The organism is Modestobacter sp. URMC 112, from assembly GCF_053502575.1.
On record NZ_CP199957.1, the window covers coordinates 503,988 to 530,309 of the forward strand.

Genomic DNA, 26,322 nt, shown 5'->3' on the forward strand with positions numbered 1-26,322 from the left:
GACCCCTCCCGCGGTCGCCGACGAGCCAGACAGCGAGGCGCGCCATGACCCCCTCCACCCCCACCGCGGTGCCCGACGTCCTGACCGGACAGGAGGTGCTCACGGGCACGCCGGTGGTGCCGGGCGTCGCCCTGGGGCCGGCCGTCTGGCCCACCGGTCAGGTCCAGCTGCCCACCGCGGACGCCGCGCCGGTGGTGGAGGCCGACCGGCCCGCCGAGCGCGCCCGGTTCACCGCGGCCGCGACGGTGGTCGCCGACCGCCTCGCCGAGCGCGCGGCGGCGGCCACCGGAGTGAGCGCGGAGGTGCTGTCGACGACCGCGGGCCTCGCGCGGGACCGCGGGCTGCTGTCGGCCGTCGAGCAGCGGATCGACTCCGGTGCCTCCGCCGCGGTGGCCACGGTGGGCGCCGCCGAGCAGTTCGTGGCGCTGTTCACCAGCCTGGGCGGCGTGATGGCCGAGCGGGCCACCGACGTGCGCGACGTCCGGGACCGGATCGTCGCCGAGCTCACCGGCCAGGGCGAGCCCGGGGTCCCCTCGCCCGACACGCCCTCGGTCCTGCTGGCCGACGACCTCGCCCCGGCCGACACCGCCGGGCTCGACCCCACCCGGATCGTCGCCCTGGCCACCCGGCTCGGCGGGGCCACCAGCCACACCGCGATCATCGCCCGCCAGCTGGGGCTGCCCTGCGTGGTCGGGGTCGGCGGGCTCGGGGACGTCCCGGTCGGCTCGCTCGTGCTGGTCGACGGTGAGCAGGGCACGGTGACCGTCGGGCCGGACGTGGCGCAGGCGCAGGCGCGGGTCGCCGAGGCCCGGGCGGTGGCCGAGGCGCTGGCGCGCTACCGCGGCCCGGGCGCCACCCGGGACGGCCACCCGGTGCAGGTGCTGGCCAACGTGCAGGACGGCGTGGGTGCCCGGGCCGCCCGTGCCGCCCACGCCGAGGGCGTGGGGCTGCTGCGCACCGAGCTGGCGTTCTTCGGCCACGCCGTGGAGCCCTCCGTCGAGGAGCAGGCGGCCGGCTACGCGGACGTCTTCGCCGCCTTCCCCGACGGCAAGGTCGTGCTGCGCACGCTGGACGCCGGCTCGGACAAGCCGCTGGCCTTCGCCACGCCGCCGGACGAGCCCAACCCGGCGCTCGGCGTCCGGGGCCTGCGGGTGGCCCGCCGGGACCCCGGCCTGCTGACCCGCCAGCTGGACGCCGTGGCCCAGGCCGCCCGATCGACCGGTACCGCGCCGTGGGTCATGGCCCCGATGGTGGCCACCGTCGCCGAGGCCGCGGAGTTCGCCGCCGCGGTCCGCGAGCGCGGCCTGGTGCCCGGGGTCATGGTCGAGGTGCCCTCGGTCGCGCTGCTGGCCGACCGGTTCCTCGAGCACCTGGACTTCCTGTCCATCGGGACCAACGACCTCTCGCAGTACACGCTGGCCGCCGACCGGCTCTCCGCCGACCTCGCCGACCTCACCGACCCCTGGCAGCCGGCGCTGCTCGCGCTGGTCGCCGCCACCGCCGCGGCGGGCCGGCGCGCGGGCAAGCCGGTGGGGGTCTGCGGCGAGGCGGCGGCCGACCCGCTGCTGGCCTGCGTGCTGGTCGGCATGGGCATCACCTCGCTGTCCTGTGCGGCCAGCTCGGTGGCCGGGGTCGGCGCGAAGCTGGCCACCGTCGACCTGGCCGCCTGCAGCCGGGCGGCCGAGGCGGCGCTGGCCGCCGGCGACCCGGCCGACGCGCGGGCGGCTGCCCGGGCGGCCCTGGCCGGCTGACCGTGGGGAGGTGCGCCGACGGATCGTCGCCCCTTCCTTGTTCGGATGAATGATCCGTAGGTCACTTCTGCGACACAGCCTCCGTTCCGATGGAATACACGACGGCTGCCCTGCTTTACTACAGGCGTACCACCGATCGTGACCAACGGAAGAAGGCAGTGACATGAGCAGCGTGACCTCCAGCTGGCGAGCCCGTCGGCGGGCGGCGCGTACCCGGCGGGCCCTGGACCTCGCCGTGGCCCGCAGCAGCAGCCCCGCCATGCGCGACGAGCTGTTGACCCTGGCGAACAGCAGCCAGTTCGACGTCCTGCGCTGACGAAGGACCCCCTCCTCCTCGTCCCTCGCAAGCTCGGGACGAGCCTCTGGAGGGGGCCGACTGATGCGGCACCGACCCTCCCCTCCTCGTCCCTCGCAAGCTCGGACGAGCCTCCGGGAGGGGGCGGGACGCGCGATCCGGACGACACCCGACCCCGGCCTCCACGACGGAGACCGGGGTCGTCTGCGTCCGGGCCACCCCCGAGGACGCCGGCGGCTCCCCCGCACGGGTGGGCGCACCCGCCCTCCGCTCAGGCCGGGACGGCAGGCTGCCGATGGGGAACGGGTGAGGACCCGGCACACCGCTTCGAGACGACGGTGGCACCGATGACGGGCATCGCGGCCCCGGTGGCCCGGGAGACGTCGTCGGCGACCACGGCCGGACTGCTGCGCTACCTGCGTTCGGAGGGCGGACCCACCGCCGTCGAGGAGACCGTCCGCCGGGCCGGCGTGCCGCACACCGTCGAGGAGCTGGTCGACCCGGCCAACTGGACCAGCTACGACACCCGCATCCGGCTGTTCACCGCGGCCACCGAGGTCCTCGGCGACCCCCGGACGATGTTCCAGGTCGGCGCCACGGCCCTGGCCCGCGGGTTGTCGCCGTCCGTCGTGCTGATGCTGCGCGCGCTGGGGTCGCCGCGACAGGTCGTCCGGCAGCTGCCCAGCGCCGTCCTGAAGTTCTCGACCACCTCCACCATGGCGGTCCTGGAGTCCGGTGCGACGCACGCGACCGTCCGGATGGTCCTGCAGCCCGAGTACACCCACTCGCGGCTGGACTGCGAGTACGCACAAGGGCTGCTGACGTCGGTGCCGTCCCTCTTCGGGCTCCCGCCGGCGCACGTCGTCCACGCGGAGTGCGAGTCCGACGGCCACCCCGCCTGCCTGTACCACCTGACCTGGGCGGAGCGGTCCCGGCTGCCCTGGCGCCGGCGCCGGCGGTCGGCTGCCCACCTGGAGCTCACCGCACTGCGGGGACAGCTGCGGGCGCTGCAGTCCGCAGCCACCGACCTGGTGTCCAGCGACGACCTGGGCACAGCGCTCGAGCACGTCGTCGCCCGCGCCGCGGAGGCGGTCCTCGCGCCCGCCTACGTGCTGGCCGTGCACCCGCCGGCCGGCGGACCACCACGGGTGCACAGCGCCGGACTCGCCGACGGCGAGGCGCAACGGCTGGCCGAGGCCCTGCTGGACGGGGAGGACCTGGGCACCCGCGCCGTCGTCGTGGACGTCACCTCCGCGCGCCGGCACCACGGCCGGCTGGCCGCCGTCTACCGGTCCGAGGTGCCCGGCATGGACGACGAGGGCTTCGTTCTGGCCGCGTACGCCGGCCACGCGGCGGCCGCGCTGGACCTGCTGTTCGCCCTCGAGGACGCCCGCCTGCAGGCCAGCCGCTCCGGCGCCCTGCTGGAGCTCGCGCACGAGCTGGCCGTCTCCGCCGACGCCGCGGAGGTGTGCTCGGTGGTCGCCGCCGCGCTGCCCCGGGTGGTCGGCTGCACCAGCGCGTCGGTGATGCTCTGGGACCCGGCCGGCGGCTGCCTGCAGGGAGCGGCGGCGACCGGGCTGGACGAGGACCGGCGGGCGCTGTTCCTCGGCACCCCGCTGCGGGCCGAGGACGTCCCGGAGGTGGTCGGGATGCTCACCGACGGCGAGCCGCGGTTCCTCTCCGGCCAGACGGCCAGCCCGGGGCTGCGGTCGCTGCTGGCCGCGCTGCAGCTGACCGACGTCGTCGCCGTCCCGCTGGTGGCCGGCGGATCGCTGCTGGGCGTGGCCACCGCGTCGTGGGGGAGCGGCGAGGCACCGCCCCGGCTGGACGGGGACGTCCTCGCCCGGCTGCGCGGTGTGGGCGACCAGGCCACCACCGCGCTGCAGAACGCGCACCTGCTGGCCACCGTGCGGCACCAGGCCACCCACGACGCGCTGACCGGGCTGCCCAACCGGGTGCTCTTCAGCGAGCAGCTGGACCTGCGGCTGGCCGGGACCGGGCCGGAGGAGTGGCTCGCCGTCCTGTTCTGCGACCTCGACGGCTTCAAGCAGGTCAACGACAGCCTCGGGCACGCGGCCGGTGACGAGCTGCTGCGTCAGGTCGCCGCGCGGCTCCGCGGCGTGGTGCGCCCCCAGGACACCGTGGGGCGGCTCAGTGGCGACGAGTTCGCGCTGGTCCTGCCCGGGCTGGCCGGACCGGACGACGCGGCGGACTTCGTCGGTCGGGTGCGCGGCTGCTTCGCCGAGCCGTTCCGGATCGAGGGCATCGACGTGCCGGCGGCGACCAGCGTCGGGATGGCGATCGCCGCCGGGCCGGAGGGCACGGCCGAGGGGCTGCTCCGGGCGGCCGACGCGTCGATGTACCAGGACAAGCAGCGCCCGGCCTCCCGGGCCCCCGCCCGCTGACCCGGACGAGGACCTCCCGTCAGGAGCGCAGCCGGGCCCGCAGGGCGGCCTGCTCGTCGGCCCCGAAGCCGTGCTCGGTCAGCCAGCCGACCGGCCCGCCGTGCCGCTCGTCGAGCAGCTCCAGCACGCGGCGCATCGACTCGGCCCGCGGGGTGTGGCTGGCAACGTCCCGGGTGGTCATGTCCTCGGCGTACGTCGGGCTGGCGGCCAGCTTGGCGACCACGTCGTCGATCACCTCCGCGGTCAGCGCGTAGTCGGCCACGATCGCCTCGGGCTCGACGTCGGCCACGGCCAGGGCGAGGGCGCACACCATCCCGGTCCGGTCCTTGCCGGCGGCGCAGTGCACCACCGCGGCGCCCTCGCCGGTGGCCAGCGTGCGCAGCGCGGCCAGCACGTTGGACGCCCCGTCGGTCAGGTACCCCAGGTAGGACCGCACCGCCGGCGGCTCGCCCTCGGCGCCCGGCGCGGTCTGCCGGGGGAGCAGGGACTCCCCCCAGTCGGCGGGCAGCCGGTCGGCGACCCCCTCGTCGTCCTCCTCCGCGGCGAAGACGTCGGTGCGCCGGCCGCGTTCGGGCAGGAGGGTGAAGTGCCGGTGGGTGACCGTCGGCACCGAGCGCAGCGGGCCGCGGCCCTCCAGCAGGATCTCCGCCGTGGTCCGCAGGTCGATGACGTCGCGCACCCCGTAGTCCTCGACCAGCCGGGTGACGTCGGCCGGCGTCAGCGTCTGCAGGTTGTCGCTGCGCAGCACCCGCCCGCGGGCGGTCTCCCCGCCGTCCCGGGTGGGCAGCCCACCGAGGTCGCGGGTGTTCGTCGTCCCCTCCAGGGGGACCCAGCGGTCGGTGCGGGCGCGGGTCACCCTGCGACGGTACGACGCGCCCGGCGGGCGGGCCGTCCGGCGCTCAGCCGGCGGCGAGCAGGTCGGTGCAGACGGCCAGCAGCCGGGCGCGCAGCGCGGCGCCGCGCTCGGCGAAGCCCCGCTGCGCGGCCACGTACTCGGCCTTGCCGGCCGGCGTCTCGATCCGCACCGGCGGGTACCCGAGCGCGGCCAGGTCGTAGGGCGAGGCCCGCATGTCCAGCTCCCGGACGTCGACGGCGAGCTCGAAGCAGTCGCCGACGAGTTCCCCGGGGGTCGCCGGTCCCAGCTTGTAGGCCCACTTGTAGAGGTCCATGGTGGCGTGCAGGCAACCGGGCTGCTCCAGCTCTCCCTGGGTCTCCCGGGTCGGCTGCAGCGTGTTCAGCGGCCGGGCGGGCGGGGTGAAGAACCGGAAGGCGTCGACGTGGCTGCACTGCACCCGGTGGCGGTCGACCACGGCGGCGGTGCCGTCGACGCCCAGTCGCAGCGGGACGCCGTCGTGCCGCACCCCACCGCCCTCGGGCCGGTAGGCCATCGCCCACTCGTGCAGCCCGAAGCAGCCGAAGGACGCCGGCCGGCCCGCGGTCGCCGACAGCAGGCCGGCCACCCAGGCGACGGTGTCCCGGCGCCGTTCGAGGAACGCCGGGAGGTCCAGGCCCACGCCGAGGGCCGGCCGCCCGGCCGCGTCCCGGGCCGGCAGCTCGGTGCAGAAGGGCCAGGAGAGCCGCTCCCGGGCGGCGTCCCCGAGCAGCACCCTCCCCGGGCCCGGGTGCCAGCGGCGGAGCCGGCCGGGCGGGTGCGAGTAGTAGGTGAACAGGAAGTCCAGCACCGGGTGGGGGACCCCGGCGCGGCGGCGCTGCTGGTGCGGCACCACCCAGCGGTCCACCCGCGCCTGGTGGGCGGCCTCCCGGGCGGTCCACTCCGCCTCGGCGACCGCCGTGCCCGGCTCGGGGAGGGCGGTGCGCACCCGTCCAGGGTAGGACGGCGCCCGGCCCCCGCCCTCGGGACGGGCGCCGGACGCCGGTTCAGGAGGCGCTGTTGCCCGGGCGGGCCACCTCGTCGTCGCGCTGGGCCTCCTCGTCGGTGACCAGGACGACGTCCTGCTCACCGCCGTCCGAGGCGTTGTCGCCGGTGCGGCCGTCGATCAGGTTCTCGTCGGAGTCGGCGGTGTCGGGGGACTCGCCGTAGCCGGTGCGGTCGGACTGGGTCATCAGGTCTCCTCGGGATCGCGGGTCGGGGGCTCGAGCGGGGTCACGTGTCCATCGAGTTCCGGGCGCGCTCGGCCAGCTCCGGCTGACCCGAGGTCCGGGCCGGCTGGTCGCCACCCGACGCCGAGTCGCGCTCGATCGCCTCGTCCGCGGTCAACGGGACGTCGGCGGAGCCGTCGGTCCCGCTGGAGCTGTCGTCGCCGGTGCCCGAGGAGGTCGGCACGTCCTGCTGGATGCGGTCGCTGCCGCCGGGATCGGTCATGGCCGTCCAATCGTGGGGTCGCGGGACCCAGCCATGCCCGGGATCGCCTCCCCCCATGCGCGGTCCCCACCCGGGCCGGCCCGTCGCGCGCCGTCACGGGTTCGGTCAGTGACGATGCGGAGGATGAGTGGCGGGACCAGCCGCTCAGCCCGGCCGGTGCCCGCCGGCGTCCGGCTCGGTCTCCGGTGGCGGGTACACCGGTCCGGCCGTCCCGTCGTCGCCGTCGCCCGGGGGTGGTGCGGTGGCGCCGCCCAGCGGGGCGACGTCGTGGTCGGCGCGGTGGTCGTCGGGGTGGGCAGGGTCCGGGCTGCTCATCGCCCCAGTGTCGGACTGCCGGCCGCGGCTCACCCGTCGAGCGCCGGCCCGGCCTCGTGCCGCGGGTGCCCCGCGGTGCGCTCCCGTTGCTTCATGCGGGCCTCGAGCACGTGCCGGTCGCCGTCCGCCAGCTCGTCGCGGGCGCGGGCGTCGGCGGCCCGGAAGGCGCTCCAGTACCCGGCGTCGAAGTCCTCGACCACCTGGAACGTCCAGCGGTCGGCGATGACGTTGCGGCCGACGAGGTCCCGGTCCAGGTCGTCGGCCAGCGCCCCGTGCCCGGCGGCGCGGAACTCTGCGACCGCGTCCTGCAGGAGCAGGTCGGCCTTGCCGGTGAGCTGGTGGAAGCCGTACAGCAGGCCGCGGGCCTGTTCCACGGTCTCCAGCGCCTCGGACAGCTTGCCGAGGGCGGACACCGTGTCGTCGTCGAGTTCAGGGCGGCTGCGGTCGGTCATGGGCACAGTCTCACCTGGCCCCGCCGCACCGGCCCCTCGCGAGCGGTGAGGAGCAGCGGGGGTCTGGGTCAGCGGGTGCCGGCGATGGCCACGTCGATGAGCCGCTCGGCCAGCTGCCGGCCGTGCGAGGCCGGGCCGTCGGGGCCCAGCAGTCCTCCGGAGAGGTACATGCCGTCGATGATCAGGTGCACCTGGGCGGCGAGGTCCTCCCCGGCGCCGGGCACGAGCTCGCCGGCCAGTGCCAGCAGCCGCATGTGCAGCTCGTACTTGTAGTCCGCGGCCGCGCTGCGCGCCGGGTGCTGGGGGTCGTCGTACTCGCTGCTCACGTTGGTGAACGGGCACCCGCGGAAGCCGCTGCGGGTGACGTCCTTCTCCACCGCGTCGACGACCGACAACAGGGCCGCCCGCGGGTCACCCTGCAGCCGGTCGAGCTCGGCGTCGAAGAACGCCAGCACCGTGGCCGCCTTGCGCGCGAGGTAGGCCCCGACCAGGTCGTCCTTGCTCTTGAACAGCCGGTAGACGGTCATCTTGCCCAGCCCGGTCTCCCGGACCAGCTCGTCCATGCCGACACTGCGCGAGCTGCGCGACGCGAACAGCCGTTCCGCGGTGTCCAGGACGATCTGCTGCCGCTCGGCGCGCGAGCGCCGGGGCGTCGCCGGACCGTCGTCGGCGGGGTGCAGGGAGAGGGCTGCGGCAGTCACAGGACGGATCGTGCAGCACGTCGTGACGGAGCAGTTCGCGGCACGCCGAGACCCCGGGGCGATTGCGCTGCGTCACTGGGGAGGGCGTGCACCCCGGGACGACGGGGGTCGATGGTGTTGGTGTGGCAGCGCTGCGTGACCGCGGGCGAGGGCGGCGGCCGGGCCGCCGCCCTCCGCCGACCGGGCGGTCAGGAGCGGCGGACCCGCCGGGGGTTGGCCAGCATCCGGGCGACGGCCGCGGTCTGCGCGCGCGTCCCGGCAGCGGCCGGCTCGGAGCTGGACTGGTCGTCGGTGCGCTGGTCGTCGTCGGTCTCTCGCATGCGTCCACCCTCCCCTCGGTCGGGGCAGGGGAAACAGTCCCCGATCGGGTGGACCCCGTCCGAGCGATGAGATGTCCGTCACGCCGACGCCGCTGCGGGACGCCCGGAGGTCCGGGAGGTGCTGGTGTCAGACCCCGGTCACCCGGGTGTCCGGGTCGATGCCGGGCGTCTCCGCATCGGGGTCGGCCCCCTCGGCGGGCTGGTCGGGGTGCGGGGTGCGCCCGGTGCCCTCCTCGCCCCGGGACGGCCCGCCGCCGTCGGGCTGGTCCACGTCACTGGCACGCTGCGGTGCGCTCTCGGTCATGTCCGGGCCGTTCCCCGGAGCGGCGCCGGGCAACCCCTCCGGGCCGACCGGGACGGCGGCCGGGGTCCGCGCCAGCAGCTCCCGGACGGTCCCGGCGTCGGGCAGCGCGCCCCGCGCCCCGGCGCCGGTGGTCGAGGCCGCCGCCGCGGTCACCGCCCAGCGGACCGCCGCCGGCAGGTCGTCCCCGCCGGCCAGCGCCTGGGCGAGCGCGCCGCAGAAGCAGTCGCCGGCCCCCGTGGTGTCCACCGGCCGCACCGGCGGCGGGGCCTGCAGCAGCGCCGGCCCGGTCGCGGGGACCACCAGCGCGCCGTCCCCGCCGAGGGTGACCACGACCGCGCCGGCACCGAGCCGGCGGCTGGGCCCGACCAGCCGCGCCGGACCGCCGGACCCCCCGTCGTCCCCGGTGAGCGCCCGCAGCTCGTGCTCGTTGGGCACCAGCACGTCCACCCGGGCCAGCAGCTCGGCCGGCAGCGGCCGCGCGGGAGCCGGGTTGAGGACGACGGTCCCGCGGGCCGCGGCCGCCGCCGCCAGCACCGTCGCCGGCGGGTTCTCCAGCTGCAGCAGCACCACGTCGGCCCGGTGCACCTCGGGCACGTCGACGTCGGCCGGGCCGAGGGCGGCGTTGGCGCCGGGCACCACCACGATCAGGTTCTCGCCGCCGGCCGCCTCCACCGGGATGGTGGCGGTGCCGGTGAGCTCGCCGGGCGTCCGGTGCACCAGGTGCACGTCCACCCCGACGTCGGCCAGCGCCGTCCGCTGCCGCTCCCCGGCCGGGTCGTCGCCGACCCGGCCGACCATGGTGACCCCCGGGCCCAGCCGGCCCGCCGCGGCCGCCTGGTTGGCCCCCTTGCCGCCGGGCGCGACCCGGGTGGCGGACCCGATCACGGTCTCCCCGCGACCGGGCAACCGGTCCACGGTGACCAGCACGTCCTCGTTGAGGCTCCCGACGACGGTGACGGACACGGTTCCCCCTGGTCGGCTGCGGCTGCGACCGGGTCAGCAGAGCACAGCCGCGGGCCGGGTGGTCAGCGGCCGGGGTCGGCGCGCTGCCGCCAGGGGAGGACGTACCAGGTGAGGGCCCCGACCGACGCCACGAGGACGCACCCGGCGACCGCGGGCCCGCGGCCCAGCACGACGTCGAGGACCAGGAGCAGCGCGCTGGCGATGCCGACGAACAGCAGGGTCAGACCGAGCAGCACCGAACGGTCGGCGAACTCGACCAGCGCCTGCTTCTTGCGCTGACGGAACACCGTGCGGTGGTAGGGGACCGGGGCGATGAGCAGCACCGTCGCCAGCGCACAGCTGGTCAGGGTGACCGTGTAGACGGTGGTGCCGAAGGAGTCCAGCTCGCTGAACCGGGACTGGAACGGCAGGGTGAGCAGGAACGCGAAGAGCACCTGCACGCCGGTGATCGCGACCCGCATCTCCTGGAGCAGCTCGCTGACGTTGCGGTCCAGCACCTCGTCGCGCGACTCCCCGCGGGCCCGCGCGGTCTGCTGCACGTCCTCCGGTTTGGCGGCCACCCCGGACCGGTACCCGAGCGACGAGCCCCTCGACACCCGACCCCGCCCGACGTCCCACCAGGAGGCACCGTGAGCCAGGACGACCGTGACACCGTGCGCCGGGAGTTCGGCGAGGCGGTGAACATGACCGCCGGCCAGCTGGAGGAGTGGCTGACCACCGAGGAGTCGCAGTCGGTCGGGCAGAAGAAGGGCGGGTCGGACGAGTCCACCGGCCACGAGTCGGGACGGCGGATCGTCCAGCTGCTGCGCACGAAGGCCGCCGACCTCACCGACGACGACCTCGCGCACATGCGCAAGGTGCACGGCTACGTGCAGCGCCACCTCGCGCAGCAGCCGGCCAAGGAGGACGTCGAGACGTCCAAGTGGCGGTACTCGCTGATGAACTGGGGCCACGACCCCCTGCGGACCTGACGCCCCCGGTGGCGCACCCCCCGGTCCGGGCGCTGAACGACCCGGCACAGTACGACGACCTGGCCGACCAGTGGTGGGACCCGGCCGGCGGCTTCGCCATGCTGCACTGGCTGGCCGCCTCCCGGGCCGAGCACGTCCCGCCCGCGTCCGGCCCCGACGCCGTGCTGGTCGACCTGGCCTGCGGGGGCGGGCTGATGGCGCCGCACGTGGCCCGGCTGGGCTACCGCCACGTCGGGGTCGACCTCGGGCTCGCCGGGCTGCGGGTGGCACGCGGCCACGGCGTCTCGGTGGTCCGGGGCTCGGTGCTCGCCGTCCCGCTCGCCGCCGGGTGCGCCGACGTGGTGCTGGCCGGCGAGATCCTCGAGCACGTCGACGACGCGGCCGGCGTGCTCGCCGAGTGCGCCCGGCTGCTGCGTCCCGGCGGGACGCTCGTCGTCGACTCGATCGCCGCCACCCGGCTCGCCGGGCTGGTCGCGGTGCGGATCGCCGAGCGGGTGCCCGGCGGACCCCCGCCGGGGATCCACGACCCGGCACTGTTCGTCGACCGGGCGGCGCTGGCCGAGGCCGCCCGGGCGGTGGGGCTGGACCTGCGGCTGGTCGGGCTCCGGCCCTCGCTGCGCGACGTGCTGGCCTGGCGCCGCGGCCGGCGGGCCGTGGTGAGGATGCGCCCGCTGCGCTACACCGGCGTGCTGTTCGCCGGCTACGGGACCAAGCGGTGAGCCCGGCCACGCCGGGGCGGCGGGAGCCTGCGTCCGCACGTACCGTCGGGTCCATGAGGGAGCACCGCCGGACAGGCTCGAACGCGCTGGTGGCGGCCTCGTGACAGCGGCGTTCCTGACCGGTGCGGGCCGGGCGCTGCCCGCCACCTACGAGCAGGACGCCGTGTGGGACGGCTTTTTCGCCCAGCACTACGCCGGGGTCCGGTCGGCCGAGCGGATCTTCCGGTCCTCCGGGGTGCGCACCCGGCACGCGGTGGCCAACCCGATCGACGAGGACCTGTCCGGCTGGGGCACCGCGGCCCGGATGCAGCGCTACCTCACCGAGGCGTTGCCGCTGGGCAAGCAGGCCGTGGCCGGCGCCCTGGACGCCGCCGGACTGGCCCCGGGGGACGTCGGCCTGTTCGCCGTGGCCACCTGCACCGGGTACGCCACCCCGGGGCTGGACATCCGGCTGGCCGGTGACCTGGGGATGCCGCTGGGGCTGCAGCGACTGCTGGTCGGGCACATGGGCTGCTACGCCGCGCTGCCGGGCCTGGGCGCGGTGACCGACTTCGTGGCCGCACGCTCCCGGCCGGCGGTCCTGCTCTGCTGCGAGCTGACCAGCCTGCACGTGCAGCCGGCGCAGCGGGACCTCGAGCAGGTGGTGGCGCACGCCCTGTTCAGCGATGCCGCCGCTGCCGTCGTCGTCGAGCCCGGAGCCGGGCGTGGCCGGCGGATGGCCGGGCTGGTGGCCCGCACCGACCACTCGACCGCCGACCACATGACCTGGGACGTGACCGACCTCGGCTTCCGGATGGGCCTGTCGCCCCGGGTCCCCGACGTGCTGTCCCGGCACGTCGGGGACGTGGTCGGCGAGCTGCTGGCGGGGGCCGGCCTGCGCGTCGAGGACGTCGCCGGCTGGGCCGTGCACCCCGGTGGCCCGCGGATCCTGGACGTCGTCCGCGACGAGCTGGGGCTGGTCGAGTCGCAGATGGCGGCGTCCCGGCGGGTGCTGGCCGAGCACGGCAACTGCTCGTCGGCGACGGTGCTGCTGGTGCTCGAGGAGCTCGCCGACGTCGACGGCCCGGTGGTGGCCATGGCGTTCGGTCCCGGGCTCACGCTGTACGCCGCACTCCTGCTGCCGGACTGAGCGCCACCTCGCGACCGTGCCGGGGCGGGGCGAGGGCTTCCTGAGGTCGGGCCCGCGGCCTACCCTCGCCTCACCTCTGCGCGAGGAGGTCGGCGTGAACGGTCCAGGACCTGGCCCGGTACGGGTGTTCCTCCTCTGCCCCGACGAGGTCTACCGCCGGGGGATCGCGGGTGTGCTGGGGGATGATCCGGAGCTGGCCGTGGTGGGGGAGGCCGGAGCGGTCGGCGACGCCTTGGCCCGGATGCCGTTCCTGCACCCCGACGTCGCCGTGCTGGACCTCTCCCCGCACGACGTCGCCGAGGTCCGCCGGCGGTTGCGGGCGGTGCTGCCGCGGACCGCGCTCCTGGCACTGCAGGGGCCGGGGGCCTTCGGCACGGAGGGGGCGGCCGGGACGGGGTCCGCCGTCCTGCGCAAGCCGGTGCGGGGCCGCACGCTGGTGGCCGCCGTGCACGCACTCGCGGCCGGGGCCGTGCCGTCGGCCAGCGGCCACGTCGTCGTCCAGCGGCGTCCCGACCTCGGCGGTGACCGGCTGGCGGCGCTCACCGAGCGCGAGCGCGCCGTGCTGCGGCTCATCGGTGAGGGGCTGACCAACCGGCAGATCGCCGACCGGATGGGGTTGGCGGAGAAGACTGTGAAGAACTACACCTCGCACCTGCTCGCCAAGCTCGGTCTGGAGCGCCGGACCCAGGCGGCGATCCTGGCGACCCGGCTGGGGCATCCGGACGGATCGGGCTGAGCCGGCGGGCCGTCCGGACCGGGCTCGCCGGAACGACCGGACGGGGCAGGGTCCGGTCGTCCCGGTGGCGGGGACGGGTCAGGCGGGCCGGGCGGGACGCCGGGCAGTGTTGCGGGCCACCGCGGGCCGCAGCAGGGTCTTGCCGTGCGTGCCCACGACCACCAGGTCCGCGCCCCGCGCCGCGCCGGCGAGGGCCTCGAAGACCTGGGCGTCGAGCACGGCCGTGCGGACCGGCGGGCGGACGCCTGCCTCGGCCGTCGCACTGCGCACCCGGGCCCGGAGGTCGGCCAGCCGCGTGTCGTGGGCAGCCGCACTGGGCCACCCGGTCATCGTCTCGTCGTCGCGGGAGGCCTCGACCTCGATGCTGACGGCCACGACGGTCGCCTCCCGACGGGCGGCCTCCTGAAGCGCCCAGACCAGCGTGGCCTCTCCGGCCGGGTCGGGGTCGACGACGACGAGCAGCCAGGGGTGCTGGCGGCGGGGCAGGGGGATGACGGGGCGGGAAGGAGCCGGCGCGGCGTCGGCTTCGCTGCGCGGCCGGGGGGCGTCCATCCGCGCGACGCCGACGGCGGCGCGCTCGGTCGAGGAGGACGAGGAGGTCGGGGAGGACGGGGCGGAGAGGTGGTCAGGAGCGGTGTCGAGCCGGTGCACCGGGTGCATGCGAGCATCGTGTCGGCGTCGTCACGATGCGGAACAGGGACCAAGGGCCCGTAAGAACGCGGATCAAACCCGTCCGTATTTATTTCGGCCCCGGCGCTGGCGTGTCGCCACGCTCCGGAGCGACTCATGTGCGAGTGCGCCCGTCTTCGGTGGCGCACGCCCTACCAGAGGTCGCCCCGCCGCCAGTCGCACGTGAGCGGCCGGGCCAGGTCCAGCCCGGCCGGGCTGGAGGGTGTGGTCAGGACGAACACCTGCTCGTCCGGTGTGGGCACCGTACCGTCCGGGGTGAGCGCCGCCAGCGGGCCGCGCCAGGGCGCCCAGCCCCGGCGCAGGTAGAGCCGGGCGCCGTCCTCGCTGGGGGCCAGGGCGCCCAGCTCGAACCCGGCGACCAGCCGTTCCGCCGCGGCCATCACCTGGTCCCCGATGCCTCGGCGCCGCCACCGCCGGCCGGTGGCGACGGCCTCGACGTACCCGGTGCGGAGGGGGTGGCCGTCCGCGACGAGCTGCCGGGCCACGACGGCGGCGTGCGCGGCCAGCTCGCCGTCCACCGTGGCCAGGACGTGCACGCCACCGAGGGCGTGTGACCAGTCGTCGTCGCCGAACTCGCCGGCGAAGGCGTCGTCCAGGAAGGCCCGGAGCCGGCCGGTCTCGGCGGCGGTCAGGTCGGCGGTGACGACGGTGCGGACCTCCGCCGGTGCCGGAGGTGGGGTGTCCACCCCACCAGCCTCGTGGAGGGGTGCGGACGGCGCTGGGTGACGGCGCCGACGGGCGCGGAGAGCGGGTGACGAGAATCGAACTCGCACTGTCAGCTTGGGAAGCTGATGTTCTACCATTGAACTACACCCGCGACGGCCTCTCGGCCCTCGGTGCAGAGCCTAGCAAGGCCCGTGCGCCCGTCGGCAGAGCCGCCCGGAGGCCGGGCGCTCAGCTCCGCATCTGCGCCAGGAACCCGGTCATCTCCGACCGCAGCTTCTCCGCCATCCGGGACAACCCGGTCACGTCGGTGTCGCCCTGCGCCACGCTGGCCGAGCCGTCCACCGCCGCGGCGATGCCGTCCACCAGGCCGGCCATGTCGACCACCCGGGTGCCGACGCTGCCCATGACCTGGCTGACGTCGTCGCAGGCACCCCGGACCGCCTCGACCTGGGCGGTGACCCGCTCGGTGGCCTGGGCCGTCTGGTCGGCGAGGTCCTTGACCTCGGAGGCGACCACGGCGAAGCCCTTGCCCGCCTCGCCGGCCCGGGCTGCCTCGATGGTCGCGTTGAGGGCGAGCAGGCGGGTCTGGTCGGCGACGGTGTCGATGAGGGCGATGACCTGCTTGATCTCCTCCGACGTCCGGGTGAGCGTGCCGATCGTCTCCCGCGCGTGCGTGACCTCGGTGCTGGCCGCCGACGCCGCGTCGGTGAGCCCTCCGGCGGACGCGCTCAGCTGAGTGGCGGCGGTGGCCACCTGCTCGCTCATCGCCATCACCACCGACTCGAAACCGTCGGCGAGGGTCAGCCGGGAGTCCCGGGCGTCCTGCACCCGCTGACCGGTCTCCTGCATCGCGCCGCGGGCGGCGTTGATGTCCACCGCGCTCTTCCGGAAGGCGCCGGGGAGGCCGGTGAGCAGAACCTCGCGGTGGTACCGGCCCTCCGCTGCCGAGGTCAGCGCGGCGCTCGCCTCGCGGACGAACGCGTCGGAGACGTCGAGCACGCGGTTGACGGAGTCCTGCAGCGCGACCAGGTCGGGGACGGCGTCCGAGCCGGGGACCGGCCGGCTGCGCGCCTCGAGGTCGCCGCTCGCGGCCGCGGCGCAGGCCGAGGTCAGCTGCTGGACGAAGGCCCGGTAGACCGCGAGCTCGGCGGCGGCCTCACGGCCGGCGGACCGGGAGGTGCGTCGGGCCACGTCAGTTCCCCTCGCTGATGATCGACCACACGAAGTCCTCGTAGGAGGCGGCCCGCTCGGCGACGAGCTCGGCCAGCAGCGCGGAGGACGCCGCCACCGCGGCCCGGGCGGTGGTGTGCCGCCGCTCCTCCGCCAGCAGCCGCTCGTACAGCGGCCGGACGGCGGCGATCGCCCGCGGCGCGGGCACTCGCCGGTTGGAGTGGTAGCCCACCACCGAGCCGTCGGCGCCGTAGGACGGCGTGACGTGGGCGAGCACCCAGTAGTGGGCGCCGTCGGCAGCGAGGTTGTCGATGTAGGCGAAGAGCTCCTGCCGCGCTCCCAGGGTGTCCCAGAGCAGCTTGAAGACCGCCCGCGGCATGTCCGGATGGCGGATCAGGTTGTGCGGCTGGCCGATCACCTCGTCCAGCGAGTAGCCGCTGACCCGCAGGAAGACGTCGTTGGCGTAGGTGATGACGCCACGGGCGTCGGTCTTGGACACGATCAGCTCGTGCGGCGCGAAGCTGCGCTCCACCCCAGTGGGGCGCACGGACCCCCGGCGAGGTGTGGTGCGGTCCGCATCGGGTCGGACGTCGAGCACGTCGGCTCCTCCTGGACGGGGCTGGGTCGCGCTGCAGGTATCGGCAGTCCGGGCGCCCGGTCGGACCCGCTCGGGCCGGGGCGGGGTGGGGGAGCCGCCGCCCGTCCCTAGACTCCGCGCCATGCTGCTGTCCGACCGTGACATCCGCGCCGCCCTCGCGGCCGGCCGGCTGGGCATCGCGCCCTTCGACGCGGGCATGGTGCAGCCCTCGAGCATCGACGTGCGGCTGGACCGCTTCTTCCGGGTCTTCAACAACGCCCGGTACACCCACATCGACCCGGCGCTGCAGCAGGACGACCTGACCACGCCGGTCGAGCCGGCCGGTGACGAGCCCTTCGTCCTGCACCCCGGGGAGTTCGTGCTGGGCTCCACGCTCGAGGTGGTGTCGATCCCCGACGACCTCGCAGCCCGCCTCGAGGGCAAGGCCCTCGCCCTGGAGACCCAGGTGCCCACGCCGTCCGGCTGGACGACGATGGGCGAGCTCGACGTCGGCGACCTGGTGTTCGACGAGCGCGGTCGGCCCTGCCACGTCGTCGCGGCCACCGACGTCCTGCTCGGCCGGCCCTGCCGGGAGGTGGAGTTGAGCGACGGGTCGTTGTTCATCGCCGACGCGTCACACCAGTGGGTGACCACCAGCAAGCAGGAGCGTCGACCGGGGCGGCCACGGACGGCCTCCGTCCGCACCACGGACGAGATCGGGCGTTCCCTGACCTACGGGGACGAGTACAGCCACCAGATCGCGCTTGCCGGGCCCGCCCAGTACCCCACCACCCCGCTGCCGATCGACCCCTACGTGCTGGGCTACTGGCTGGGTGACGGGACCAGCACCAAGGGTGAGATCGCGGTCGGCGCCGGGGACGAGGAGGTCTTCGCGTCCTTCGAGGCGGCCGGCTACACGGTCTGGCGGACGAGTTCTGCGCGCGCCTACCGGCTCGGCGGGCCCACGCGACACGGCGACCACGAGCACCGGCGTTCAAGAGATGGCCGCTCCGGCGGCAACGGGTCGCTCAGCAGCGACCTTCGCGCCCTGGGACTGCTCGGGCACGAGCGGGTGCCTGAGCAGTACCTGACCGCCGATCGTGAGCAGAGGCTGGCGCTCCTCCAGGGACTGATGGACTCCGACGGCTACGTCGACGACCAGGGTCGCTGCGAGTTCGTCAACATGCGGGAGGACCTGAGCTGGGCCGTGCACGAACTCGCCGCCAGCCTCGGGCTGCGCCCCACCCGGCGGAAGAAGCGGGCGACTCTGGACGGCATCGACTGCGGCCCGGCGTTCCAGGTGGAGTTCACGCCGCGGTTGCCGGTCTTCCGGCTGGCACGCAAGCGGTCGCGGCTGAAGACCGACCAGCGAGGTCACGAGTTCCGCACGGTCCGGGCGGTGCGCGAGGTCCCCACCGTGCCGGTCCGGTGCATCCAGGTGTCCGCGCCCAGCGGCATGTTCCTCATCGGGGACTCCTACGTGCCCACCCACAACTCCTCGCTGGGGCGGCTCGGGCTGCTCACCCACTCCACCGCCGGGTTCGTCGACCCGGGCTTCAGCGGGCACATCACGCTGGAGCTGTCCAACGTGGCCAACCTCCCGATCACGCTCTGGCCGGGCATGAAGATCGGCCAGCTGTGCCTGTTCCAGCTCAGCTCGCCGGCCGAGCACCCCTACGGCTCGGCGGTGTACGGGTCCCGGTACCAGGACCAGCGCGGGCCGACGCCGTCCCGGTCGTTCCGGAACTTCAGCCGGGCCGACACCCGCCGTCCGGACCCGGCCACCGCCCTCCCGGGTGGTCCGTCGCCCACCGCCGGATGACGCGGCCCGCAGTGGGGTAGAGGCGGTCCATGGACCCCCGGGACACCGCCGACGCCGCGGAGCAGCGGCCCACCTCCGCCGCCCCCGACACCGTCGGCGCCTTCGACTGCACCGAGGAGTCCGAGCACTACGCCTTCTCCGTGCAGCTGCTGCTCGGCCAGTACGCCGAGCTGGTGCCGTGGCGCTCCCAGGAGGTCGCCGAGCTCGGCAGCGGCGACGCCCGGTCGATCGCCGAGGTGGTGCGCCGGCAGCCGGGGCTGCGGGTACACGGCACCGACATCAGCGCCGAGTCGGTGGAGCACGCGCGGGCCACCATCGCCGAGTTCGGTGTGACCGACCGCTACACCGTCGAGCACGGCGACTTCTTCGAGTGGGCGGACTCCCCGCGGGGCCGGGCCGTCTCCACGGTGATCGCCAACCCGCCGTACATCCCCGCCCCGGACGGCGACATCCTGATGCCCGAGCTGTGGGGCGGCGAGCACGGCAACGACCTGGTGCTGCGGCTGCTCAAAGCCGGCTTCGACCACCTGCTCGTCACCCTGCCCAGCTACTCCGACCCGGCCGAGACCCTGGGCACTGCCGCCGACCTGGGTTACCGGGTGGCCAACTTCCTGGCCATGGGCCTGGAGTTCGGGCAGTACAGCCGGGAGCCGAAGGTGCACCGGCACATCCGGCAGCTGGTCGCGGACGGGCACGGCTGGGCCGGCGAGGACGAGTACGTCGTGGCGGCCGCCCTGCTGACCAAGTCGGCGGACGTGCCGGACCGGTCCGCCATGCTGTGCCGGGCCCTCCAACTGACCGGCTGACCCACCCGGCGGCCGCAGGCCGGTCAGCGCCCGGGCAGCTCGTCCTCGACGTACCGCTCGCGGCAGACGGTCCAGCCGCTGACCAACAGCAGCGCCACCGCCACGTACACCAGCACGAACATGCCGGTGTACCCCCCGGTGGCCCCGCGCAGCACCCCCACCATCAGCGGACCCACCCCGGCCAGCACGTACCCCCAGCCCTGCGTCAGGGTGGACAGCGCGGCGGTCGACTCCGGCGTCCGGGCCCGCAGCCCGAGCAGGGTGAGCACCATGGAGAAGGTGCCCATGCCCAGGGCCAGCAGGGCCAGCCACAGCCAGCCGGCGGTGAGCGGGGCGAGCAGCAGCCCGGTCCAGCCGGCCAGGTAGCAGGCCACGAAGCCGACGAGCATCGGGCGCTGCAGGTGCTGGCGCACCGTCAGTGACGGCACCACCGCGTTGACCGGGACGACGACCACCGCGTTGAGGCCCACGAGCAGCCCGGCGGTCGACGCCGACATGCCCTGGTCCCGCAGGTACTGGGCGGTCCAGCCGACGATCACGTAGGCCTGCATCGCCTGCAGCCCGAACATCGTCACCATCGCCCAGGTCAACCGGGTGCGGGCCAGGGTGCGCATCCGGACCGTGTGGTGGGCCGACCGGGCGTCCCGCGGGCGGGCCGGGACGGCGAGCCACGGCAACGCGGCCACCACGGCGAGCACCGCCCAGACGCCCAGCGCCCAGCGCCAGCCGTCCTCTCCGACCGAGGCGGCGATGCCGGCCGTGCCGCCCGCGGACAGCGCACCGCCGACGGCCATCGAGGTGCCGTAGGCGCCGACCAGCAGGCCGGTCCGGTCGGGGAAGTACCGCTTGACCAGGCCCGGGAGCAGGACGTTGCCGAGCGCGCCACCGGTCATCGCCGCGACCGTGCCCAGGAGGAACGGCCAGAACGAGCCGGCCGCCGCCCGCCCGACCAGGCCCAGCGCCATGACCAGCATCGCGGCGGCGAGGACGTGGCCGTCCCGGAACCGCGCGGCCAGCGGCGGACCGGCGAACCCGAGGACGGCGAAGCACAGCACCGGCAGTGTCGTGATGACCCCGCTGGCGGCGGACGACACCCCCAGGCCGGCCTCGATCTCGGCCAGCACCGGGCCGACCGAGTTGACCGCCGTGCGCAGGTTGACCCCGGTCAGCACGATGGACACGCCGACCAGCAGCAGCCCTCGGGACGACGTCGGGCCGGCGGTCGTGGCGGTGTCGGCGGAGGCGGCGCGGGTCACGACGGTCGATCGTCCTCCAGCCCCGCAGCGCCGGGCGGGGGCCCCCTGGTCAGCGGGTGCCGGTGACCGTCACCGTGACCTCGGCGACCCGGCGCGTGGTGCCGTCGGCGTCGACCCGCAGGATAGCCAATCGGTGCGGCCCGTCCCCCGCGGGCGCGGCCAGCAGCAGCGTGGGGCTCAGGCACTGCTGCAGGCGCAGCTGCGGCCCGGCCGCGGATGGCGTGTAGGACACGGTGCTGCCGGCGTCCCCGCGCACCGGCTCCCCGTCCAGGGTGACCACGTACGGCGCGTCGTCCGGGCCGGTCAGCCGGTAGCGCAGCGCCGTCCCGGCGGTGACCAGGCTGCTCTCCACCCCGATCGCCGGGGTGGCGCAGTCCGCGGTCAGCGGCACGTCCTGTGCCCCGCGGCCCCCCGCGACGGCGAGCACGCCCATCACCACGACGGCGACGGCCAGCCAGGTCCAGTGCCGGCTCCGCCGCACCGGCGGCCGGTCGTCGGCCAGCGCCCGCTCGTCGTTGACGTCACGGGCGTAGTGCAGCCGGGTGCGGCGGTTGCCCGCCGCCAGCTCCGGGTCCTCCCGCCCCCGGACGCCCCCGAAGATGAAGCTCACCCCGCCAGTGTCCCTCAGGCCCCCTTGCAGAGGCCCGCCGCGAGCTCGCGAGTGGCGGGGGGCAAGGGGGTCCTCTTACAGGGTCCCCCGCTCAGTGGCCCCGTCCAGAGGCTCACCCTGAGCGTGCGAAGGGTGAGGAGGACGGGGTCCTTCTAGTGCCGGGTGGCCGGCGACCCCGTCCCGGCCGGGTCGTCGGGCTCGGTGCCGACGTCCGGACCCGAGCCGGTGCCCGGCGTGCCCGCCGGGGCCAGCGACCGGAGCAGGATCTGGCTGACGTCGAGCACCTCGACGTGCTCCTTCGCCTCGCCGTTCTGCTTCTTGCTCGTCAGCGCGTCGGACAGCATCGTGATGCAGAACGGGCACGCGGTGGAGATGACGTCGGGGTCGAGCTCGAGCGCCTCCTCGGTGCGCTCGACGTTGATCCGCTTGCCGATCTTCTCCTCCATCCACATCCGCGCGCCGCCGGCGCCGCAGCAGAAGCCGCGGTCCTTGCAGCGGTGCATCTCCTGCGTGCGCAGCCCCTGCACGGAGTCGAGGATCTCCCGCGGCGGGGTGTACACCTTGTTGTGCCGGCCCAGGAAGCAGGGGTCGTGGTAGGTGACCTTGCGGTCGATCGGCGTGACCGGGGTCAGCCGGCCCTCCTCCACGAGCTTGCCCAGCAGCTGGGTGTGGTGGACGACCTCGTAGTCGCCGCCCAGCTGGGGGTACTCCCGGCCCAGGGAGTTGAAGCAGTGCGGGCAGGTGGCGACGATCTTCCGCCGGCCCGGCTCGCGGCCCTCGAAGACGGTGTTCAGCGTCTCGACGTTCTCCTGGCCCAGCTGCTGGAAGAGGAACTCGTTGCCCATCCGGCGGGCCGGGTCGCCCGAGCAGGTCTCCCCGGAGCCGAGGACGGCGAACTCCACGCCCGCGGTGTGCAGCAGCTCGGCGACGGCCTTGGTGACCTTCTTCGCCCGGTCGTCGATGGCGCCCGCGCAGCCGACCCAGAACAGGTACTCGACGTCGTCCTCGATGGTGCCGTCCACCTGCCGGACCTCGAAGTCCAGGTCCTTCATCCACTCCTCGCGGACGTTGCCGCCCACGCCCCACGGGTTCCCGCGGTTCTCCAGGTTGCGCATCATCACGCCGGCCTCGGAGGGGAACGAGGACTCGATCAGCACCTGGTACCGGCGCATGTCCATGATGTGGTCGACGTGCTCGATGTCCACCGGGCACTGCTCGACGCAGGCGCCGCAGCTGGTGCAGCTCCACAACACGTCGGGGTCGATGACCCCGCCCTCCTCGAGCGTGCCGACCAGCGGGCGGTGCGCCTGGGCGTCGTTGGTGCCCTCGATGCGGGCGTAGCCCGAGGCCCAGACCTGCTCGTCGCTGGGCTCCAGCACCGAGTAGTCGGCGAGGTCGGGGGCCTCGTCGGAGGCCTTCTGCGCCCCGGTCAGGTACGGGGCCTTCGCGTACAGGTGGTCGCGCAGGTCCATCACGACCATCTTCGGGGACAGCGGCTTGCCGGTGTTCCAGGCCGGGCACTGGCTCTGGCACCGCCCGCACTCGGTGCAGGTGGTGAAGTCCAGCATCCCCTTCCAGGTGAAGTCCTCGATCTTGCCGCGGCCGAAGACGTCGTCCTCGCCCGGGTCCTCGAAGTCGATGGGCTTGCCGCCCGACGTCATCGCCGGCAGCGGGCCCAGCGCGACCGCCCCGTCGTCCTCGCGCTTGAAGTAGATGTTGGGGAAGGCGCTGAACCGGTGCCAGGCGACCCCGAAGTTGAGGATCCGCGAGATGGTGATCAGCCAGACCAGGCTCACCACGATCTTGACGAAGGCGACGACGCTGAGCAGGTCCGGGTTGGCCGGGACGATGGTCGCCAGCGCACCCGAGACCGGGTGCGACCAGGCGGGGGCGTCGGTCAGCCCAGCGGCGATCTTGATGGCCCGGATCAGCAGGATGCAGATGCCGATGACCAGGACGACGGCCTCGACGAAGTAGCCACGCCCCTCGTTGGACCCGGCGAAGCGGCTCTGCCGGCCCTTGCGGCGCGGGTGGTCGAGCTGCCGCCGGACGATCAGGTACAGGATGCCGAGGACGGTGCCGGTGCCGATGAGGTCGACGAAGAGGTTCCACAGGCTCCACTCGCCGATCAGCGGCAGGTGGAACGCCGGGTCCCACACCTCGCCGAACGCCTCGACCAGGGTGAGGAACAGCCCGTAGAAGCCGAGGAAGACGAACCAGTGCGCGGCGCCGATGGCCGACCACTTGAGCATCCGGGTGTGCCCGAGCGACTCGACGGCGAGCGTCTTGAGCCGCGGGCCGACCGGGGTCGAGCGGGTGGGGTCGGGCTGGCCGGTCCGGAAGATCCGCAGCATCGCGCGCACCGCCTTGGTGGCGTACACCACGGAGACGACGAGCAGGAGCACGGCCAGCGTGCCGAGGACGATCTGCAACGGGCCCATGGGCTCCCTCTCCTGCGCGTGCGCGGGCGTCATCGCCCACCCGGACGGACGATAACCGGGCGGGCTCAGGCTACTCGCGGGTAACCCCGGATCGCCGTCGTCTGCGTGCCGGGACCGGCTCGTCGCGGACGTCCGGCGGCGGCGGCACCGCCGTCGCAGACTGGGTCCGGTGAGCGACCCCCACCGCACCGACCCCGACGCCGACCCGTACGCCGGGTTCCCGCCGGGGTTCTTCGACCGCGCCGACCCGACCGCGGACGCGGTCTTCTACGCGCCGCCGCGGCTGGTCACGCACATCGACGCCGGCGCGATCGCCGCGGTGGGGGAGCTGTACGCCGAGCTGGGCATCGACGGCAGTGCCGCGGAGCCCCGGCGGGTGCTGGACCTGATGTCGTCCTGGGTCTCCCACTTCCGGGTCCCGCCGGCCGAGCTGGTCGTGCTGGGCATGAACGACGCCGAGCTGGCTCAGAACGAGGCGGCCACGGAGCGGGTGGTGCACGACCTCAACGCCGACCCGCGGCTGCCGCTGCCCGACGAGGACGTCGACGCCGTCGTCTGCTGCGTCTCGATCGACTACCTGGTGCGGCCGATCGAGGTGCTCGCCGAGGTCGGCCGGGTGCTGCGGCCGGGTGGGCCGGTGGCGGTCACCTACTCGAACCGCTGCTTCCCGACCAAGGCGGTGCGCGGCTGGCTGGCCACCGACGACGAGCAGCACGGCCTGGTCGTCGCCGAGCTGCTGCGCCGGGCCGGTCGGTTCAGCGAGCCGGTCGTGCAGCTGCGCACCGCTCCCGGGGTCGGGGACCCCCTCTACGCGGTGACCGCGACGGCCGTCGGGTGACCGATCTCGTCCCCCGGGAACACGGCGCGGGGGACTGCCGTTAACCTGGGCAGGAAAGTTGAGCGGACCCGGCGCAAGAGCGGGTGTGGTCCCTCGACCCCTCCACAGCAGGCACCACCACCGGAACGACAAGAGAGGCCCTTCCCATGGCACGAGCAGTCGGCATCGACCTCGGTACGACCAACTCCGTCGTCGCGGTCCTCGAGGGCGGCGAGCCCACCGTCATCGCCAACGCCGAGGGCGCGCGCACCACGCCGTCCGTCGTCGCGTTCGCGAAGAACGGCGAGGTCCTGGTCGGCCAGTCGGCCAAGAACCAGGCCGTCACCAACGTCGACCGCACCATCCGCAGCGTCAAGCGCGAGATGGGCACGAGCTGGAAGACCGGCTCGATCGACGGCAAGCAGTACACCCCGCAGGAGATCAGCGCCCGCGTGCTGCAGAAGCTGAAGCGGGACGCCGAGACCTACCTGGGCGAGCCGGTCACCGAGGCGGTCATCACCGTCCCGGCGTACTTCGAGGACGCCCAGCGCCAGGCCACCAAGGAGGCCGGGGAGATCGCCGGCCTGAACGTGCTGCGCATCGTCAACGAGCCGACCGCGGCCGCGCTGGCCTACGGCCTGGACAAGGGCGAGACCGAGCAGACCATCCTGGTCTTCGACCTCGGTGGCGGCACCTTCGACGTCAGCCTGCTGGAGATCGGCGAGGGCGTCATCGAGGTCAAGTCCACCGCCGGTGACAACAAGCTCGGTGGCGACGACTGGGACGAGCGGGTGGTCAAGCACCTCGTGCAGACCTTCAACGCGCAGAGCGGCATCGACCTGTCCAAGGACAAGCTGGCGATGCAGCGGCTCCGGGAGGCCGCCGAGAAGGCGAAGATCGAGCTGTCCGGCGCGCAGTCGACCAACGTCAACCTGCCCTACATCACCGCCGGTGCCGAGGGCCCGCTGCACCTGGACGTGACGATCACCCGGGCGGAGTTCCAGCGGATGACCCAGGACCTCCTGGACCGCACCAAGGCCCCGTTCAACCAGGCGATCCGCGACGCCGGTGTGTCCCTCGGCCAGATCGACCACGTGGTGCTCGTCGGTGGCTCCACCCGGATGCCGGCCGTCACCGAGCTCGTCCGTGAGCTGACCGGGGGCAAGGAGCCCAACAAGGGCGTCAACCCCGACGAGGTCGTCGCCGTGGGTGCCGCGCTGCAGGCCGGTGTGCTCCGCGGCGAGGTCAAGGACGTCCTGCTGCTCGACGTCACCCCGCTGTCCCTGGGCATCGAGACCAAGGGCGGCATCATGACCAAGCTCATCGAGCGCAACACCACGATCCCGACGAAGCGCTCGGAGATCTTCACGACGGCCGACGACAACCAGCCCAGCGTGCAGATCCAGGTCTTCCAGGGCGAGCGCGAGATGGCCGCCTACAACAAGAAGCTCGGCATGTTCGAGCTGACCGGTCTGCCCCCGGCGCCGCGCGGCGTCCCGCAGATCGAGGTGGCCTTCGACATCGACGCCAACGGCATCGTGCACGTCCACGCCAAGGACCTGGGCACGGGCAAGGAGCAGTCGATGACCATCACCGGTGGCTCGGCGCTCCCCAAGGACGACATCGAGCGGATGATGAAGGACGCCGAGGCGCACGCCGAGGAGGACAAGCGCCGCCGCGAGGAGGCCGAGACCCGCAACCTGGCCGAGTCGCTGCAGTACCAGACCGAGAAGTTCCTGGCCGAGAACGGCGAGAAGATCCCGGCCGAGAAGAAGGAGGAGCTCGGTGAGGCGCTGACCGAGCTGCGGTCCGCCCTCGGCGGCTCGGACATCGGGGCCATCAAGACCGCGCAGGAGAAGGTCGCCCGCGTCTCGCAGGAGGTCGGGGGCGCGCTCTACGCGCAGGCCGCCCAGGACGGCGGTGCACCCGGCGCGGCCGGTGCCGCCGGTGCCCCGGGCGACCCGGCCGGTGAGCCGGGTGCCACGACGGGCAGCGACGACGACGTCGTCGACGCCGAGATCGTGGACGAGGACGCCGACAAGCGCTGACGGTCCCCCCTCGCGCGTCCCCCCGGCCCGGGCGA

At 74.6% G+C, this 26,322-nt stretch carries 28 protein-coding genes and 1 tRNA gene; 11 read left to right on the forward strand and 18 right to left on the reverse strand.

Annotated elements, in window-relative coordinates:
• The first annotated feature begins 44 nt into the window (after positions 1–44).
• From ACWIX6_RS02350 to ACWIX6_RS02360, 3 genes are all read left to right on the forward strand, one after another.
• On the forward strand, positions 45–1,751 hold the full coding sequence (locus ACWIX6_RS02350; protein ID WP_448615244.1) for a putative PEP-binding protein: 1,707 nt from the start codon (positions 45–47) through the stop codon (positions 1,749–1,751).
• A gap of 163 nt (positions 1,752–1,914) precedes the next feature.
• On the forward strand, positions 1,915–2,067 hold the full coding sequence (locus tag ACWIX6_RS02355; RefSeq protein ID WP_448615245.1) for a hypothetical protein: 153 nt from the start codon (positions 1,915–1,917) through the stop codon (positions 2,065–2,067).
• Positions 2,068–2,393: 326 nt separating this feature from the next.
• Positions 2,394–4,451 carry a diguanylate cyclase domain-containing protein gene (locus ACWIX6_RS02360; protein ID WP_448615246.1) on the forward strand — a complete coding sequence of 686 codons (2,058 nt, stop codon included), beginning with the start codon at positions 2,394–2,396 and terminating at the stop codon, positions 4,449–4,451.
• A 19-nt stretch (positions 4,452–4,470) separates the two neighbouring features.
• On the opposite strand, the gene ACWIX6_RS02365 is transcribed toward ACWIX6_RS02360, so the two are convergent.
• The 10 genes from ACWIX6_RS02365 to ACWIX6_RS02410 all read right to left on the reverse strand — a co-directional run bounded on the left by ACWIX6_RS02365 (position 4,471) and on the right by ACWIX6_RS02410 (position 10,389).
• On the reverse strand, positions 4,471–5,307 hold the full coding sequence (locus ACWIX6_RS02365; RefSeq protein WP_448615247.1) for a tyrosine-protein phosphatase: 837 nt from the start codon (positions 5,305–5,307) through the stop codon (positions 4,471–4,473).
• Between the two features lie 43 nt (positions 5,308–5,350).
• Positions 5,351–6,271 carry a 3-methyladenine DNA glycosylase gene (locus ACWIX6_RS02370; RefSeq protein ID WP_448615248.1) on the reverse strand — a complete coding sequence of 307 codons (921 nt, stop codon included), beginning with the start codon at positions 6,269–6,271 and terminating at the stop codon, positions 5,351–5,353.
• Between the two features lie 58 nt (positions 6,272–6,329).
• Entirely contained in the window at positions 6,330–6,515 is a 186-nt protein-coding gene (locus tag ACWIX6_RS02375; protein ID WP_448615249.1) for a hypothetical protein, read from the reverse strand.
• A 40-nt stretch (positions 6,516–6,555) separates the two neighbouring features.
• Complete coding sequence (locus ACWIX6_RS02380) at positions 6,556–6,774, reverse strand: hypothetical protein (RefSeq protein WP_448615250.1); 219 nt, start codon at positions 6,772–6,774, stop codon at positions 6,556–6,558.
• 144 nt (positions 6,775–6,918) lie between these two features.
• Positions 6,919–7,089 carry a hypothetical protein gene (locus tag ACWIX6_RS02385; protein WP_448615251.1) on the reverse strand — a complete coding sequence of 57 codons (171 nt, stop codon included), beginning with the start codon at positions 7,087–7,089 and terminating at the stop codon, positions 6,919–6,921.
• 29 nt (positions 7,090–7,118) lie between these two features.
• Positions 7,119–7,541, reverse strand: a complete 423-nt coding sequence (locus tag ACWIX6_RS02390) for a hypothetical protein (RefSeq protein WP_448615252.1) — start codon at positions 7,539–7,541, stop codon at positions 7,119–7,121.
• A 68-nt stretch (positions 7,542–7,609) separates the two neighbouring features.
• Positions 7,610–8,242 carry a TetR/AcrR family transcriptional regulator gene (locus tag ACWIX6_RS02395; RefSeq protein ID WP_448615253.1) on the reverse strand — a complete coding sequence of 211 codons (633 nt, stop codon included), beginning with the start codon at positions 8,240–8,242 and terminating at the stop codon, positions 7,610–7,612.
• Positions 8,243–8,430: 188 nt separating this feature from the next.
• Positions 8,431–8,562: a hypothetical protein gene (locus ACWIX6_RS02400; protein WP_448615254.1), complete on the reverse strand. Its 132-nt coding sequence runs from the start codon at positions 8,560–8,562 to the stop codon at positions 8,431–8,433.
• A 127-nt stretch (positions 8,563–8,689) separates the two neighbouring features.
• Positions 8,690–9,829, reverse strand: coding sequence for a ribokinase (locus ACWIX6_RS02405; protein WP_448615255.1), 1,140 nt, complete (start codon positions 9,827–9,829; stop codon positions 8,690–8,692).
• A gap of 62 nt (positions 9,830–9,891) precedes the next feature.
• The gene (locus ACWIX6_RS02410; protein ID WP_448615256.1) at positions 9,892–10,389 is read right to left on the reverse strand and encodes a DUF6328 family protein; all 498 of its coding nucleotides are present in this window, start codon (positions 10,387–10,389) and stop codon (positions 9,892–9,894) included.
• 69 nt (positions 10,390–10,458) lie between these two features.
• Here ACWIX6_RS02410 and ACWIX6_RS02415 point away from each other — a divergent pair, with 69 nt between their 5' ends.
• The 4 genes from ACWIX6_RS02415 (at position 10,459) to ACWIX6_RS02430 (ending at position 13,384) form a co-directional block, all read left to right on the forward strand.
• A complete protein-coding gene (locus ACWIX6_RS02415; protein ID WP_448615257.1) occupies positions 10,459–10,800 on the forward strand; it encodes a DUF3140 domain-containing protein in 342 nt (113 codons plus the stop codon).
• 8 nt (positions 10,801–10,808) lie between these two features.
• A complete protein-coding gene (locus ACWIX6_RS02420) occupies positions 10,809–11,519 on the forward strand; it encodes a methyltransferase domain-containing protein (RefSeq protein WP_448615258.1) in 711 nt (236 codons plus the stop codon).
• 100 nt (positions 11,520–11,619) lie between these two features.
• Entirely contained in the window at positions 11,620–12,648 is a 1,029-nt protein-coding gene (locus tag ACWIX6_RS02425; protein ID WP_448615259.1) for a type III polyketide synthase, read from the forward strand.
• Between the two features lie 94 nt (positions 12,649–12,742).
• Complete coding sequence (locus tag ACWIX6_RS02430; protein ID WP_448615260.1) at positions 12,743–13,384, forward strand: response regulator transcription factor; 642 nt, start codon at positions 12,743–12,745, stop codon at positions 13,382–13,384.
• 78 nt (positions 13,385–13,462) lie between these two features.
• Here ACWIX6_RS02430 and ACWIX6_RS02435 read toward each other — a convergent pair whose 3' ends face one another.
• The 5 genes from ACWIX6_RS02435 to ACWIX6_RS02455 form a co-directional block, all read right to left on the reverse strand.
• The gene (locus ACWIX6_RS02435; RefSeq protein ID WP_448615261.1) at positions 13,463–14,044 is read right to left on the reverse strand and encodes a universal stress protein; all 582 of its coding nucleotides are present in this window, start codon (positions 14,042–14,044) and stop codon (positions 13,463–13,465) included.
• Between the two features lie 161 nt (positions 14,045–14,205).
• Entirely contained in the window at positions 14,206–14,760 is a 555-nt protein-coding gene (locus tag ACWIX6_RS02440; RefSeq protein ID WP_448615262.1) for a GNAT family N-acetyltransferase, read from the reverse strand.
• 60 nt (positions 14,761–14,820) lie between these two features.
• Positions 14,821–14,891 (reverse strand) — tRNA-Gly (locus ACWIX6_RS02445).
• Between the two features lie 77 nt (positions 14,892–14,968).
• On the reverse strand, positions 14,969–15,931 hold the full coding sequence (locus tag ACWIX6_RS02450; RefSeq protein WP_448615263.1) for a methyl-accepting chemotaxis protein: 963 nt from the start codon (positions 15,929–15,931) through the stop codon (positions 14,969–14,971).
• Position 15,932: 1 nt separating this feature from the next.
• Positions 15,933–16,508, reverse strand: a complete 576-nt coding sequence (locus ACWIX6_RS02455; RefSeq protein WP_448615264.1) for a PAS domain-containing protein — start codon at positions 16,506–16,508, stop codon at positions 15,933–15,935.
• A gap of 121 nt (positions 16,509–16,629) precedes the next feature.
• On the opposite strand from ACWIX6_RS02455, the gene dcd reads away from it, so the two are divergent.
• Both dcd and ACWIX6_RS02465 read left to right on the forward strand, forming a co-directional pair.
• The gene (dcd, locus tag ACWIX6_RS02460) at positions 16,630–18,309 is read left to right on the forward strand and encodes a dCTP deaminase (RefSeq protein WP_448615265.1); all 1,680 of its coding nucleotides are present in this window, start codon (positions 16,630–16,632) and stop codon (positions 18,307–18,309) included.
• Between the two features lie 29 nt (positions 18,310–18,338).
• A complete protein-coding gene (locus tag ACWIX6_RS02465) occupies positions 18,339–19,115 on the forward strand; it encodes a methyltransferase domain-containing protein (protein WP_448615266.1) in 777 nt (258 codons plus the stop codon).
• A 23-nt stretch (positions 19,116–19,138) separates the two neighbouring features.
• Here ACWIX6_RS02465 and ACWIX6_RS02470 read toward each other — a convergent pair whose 3' ends face one another.
• The 3 genes from ACWIX6_RS02470 to ACWIX6_RS02480 form a co-directional block, all read right to left on the reverse strand.
• On the reverse strand, positions 19,139–20,371 hold the full coding sequence (locus tag ACWIX6_RS02470; RefSeq protein ID WP_448615267.1) for an MFS transporter: 1,233 nt from the start codon (positions 20,369–20,371) through the stop codon (positions 19,139–19,141).
• Between the two features lie 49 nt (positions 20,372–20,420).
• Complete coding sequence (locus ACWIX6_RS02475) at positions 20,421–20,981, reverse strand: hypothetical protein (protein WP_448615268.1); 561 nt, start codon at positions 20,979–20,981, stop codon at positions 20,421–20,423.
• Positions 20,982–21,133: 152 nt separating this feature from the next.
• Complete coding sequence (locus ACWIX6_RS02480) at positions 21,134–23,422, reverse strand: (Fe-S)-binding protein (RefSeq protein WP_448615269.1); 2,289 nt, start codon at positions 23,420–23,422, stop codon at positions 21,134–21,136.
• 169 nt (positions 23,423–23,591) lie between these two features.
• Here ACWIX6_RS02480 and ACWIX6_RS02485 point away from each other — a divergent pair, with 169 nt between their 5' ends.
• The gene (locus tag ACWIX6_RS02485) at positions 23,592–24,260 is read left to right on the forward strand and encodes a class I SAM-dependent methyltransferase (RefSeq protein WP_448615270.1); all 669 of its coding nucleotides are present in this window, start codon (positions 23,592–23,594) and stop codon (positions 24,258–24,260) included.
• 146 nt (positions 24,261–24,406) lie between these two features.
• Positions 24,407–26,287, forward strand: a complete 1,881-nt coding sequence (gene dnaK / locus ACWIX6_RS02490; protein WP_448615271.1) for a molecular chaperone DnaK — start codon at positions 24,407–24,409, stop codon at positions 26,285–26,287.
• Positions 26,288–26,322 lie beyond the last annotated feature (35 nt).

Coding starts and splice junctions, on each gene's coding strand:
- ACWIX6_RS02350 (WP_448615244.1), top strand. CDS start 45: ATGACCCCCTCCACCCCCACCGCGGTGCCCGACGTCCTGACCGGACAG.
- ACWIX6_RS02355 (WP_448615245.1), top strand. CDS start 1,915: ATGAGCAGCGTGACCTCCAGCTGGCGAGCCCGTCGGCGGGCGGCGCGT.
- ACWIX6_RS02360 (WP_448615246.1), top strand. CDS start 2,394: ATGACGGGCATCGCGGCCCCGGTGGCCCGGGAGACGTCGTCGGCGACC.
- ACWIX6_RS02375 (WP_448615249.1), bottom strand. CDS start 6,515: ATGACCCAGTCCGACCGCACCGGCTACGGCGAGTCCCCCGACACCGCC.
- ACWIX6_RS02380 (WP_448615250.1), bottom strand. CDS start 6,774: ATGACCGATCCCGGCGGCAGCGACCGCATCCAGCAGGACGTGCCGACC.
- ACWIX6_RS02385 (WP_448615251.1), bottom strand. CDS start 7,089: ATGAGCAGCCCGGACCCTGCCCACCCCGACGACCACCGCGCCGACCAC.
- ACWIX6_RS02390 (WP_448615252.1), bottom strand. CDS start 7,541: ATGACCGACCGCAGCCGCCCTGAACTCGACGACGACACGGTGTCCGCC.
- ACWIX6_RS02400 (WP_448615254.1), bottom strand. CDS start 8,562: ATGCGAGAGACCGACGACGACCAGCGCACCGACGACCAGTCCAGCTCC.
- ACWIX6_RS02435 (WP_448615261.1), bottom strand. CDS start 14,044: ATGCACCCGGTGCACCGGCTCGACACCGCTCCTGACCACCTCTCCGCC.
- dcd (WP_448615265.1), top strand. CDS start 16,630: ATGCTGCTGTCCGACCGTGACATCCGCGCCGCCCTCGCGGCCGGCCGG.
- ACWIX6_RS02465 (WP_448615266.1), top strand. CDS start 18,339: ATGGACCCCCGGGACACCGCCGACGCCGCGGAGCAGCGGCCCACCTCC.
- ACWIX6_RS02480 (WP_448615269.1), bottom strand. CDS start 23,422: ATGGGCCCGTTGCAGATCGTCCTCGGCACGCTGGCCGTGCTCCTGCTC.
- dnaK (WP_448615271.1), top strand. CDS start 24,407: ATGGCACGAGCAGTCGGCATCGACCTCGGTACGACCAACTCCGTCGTC.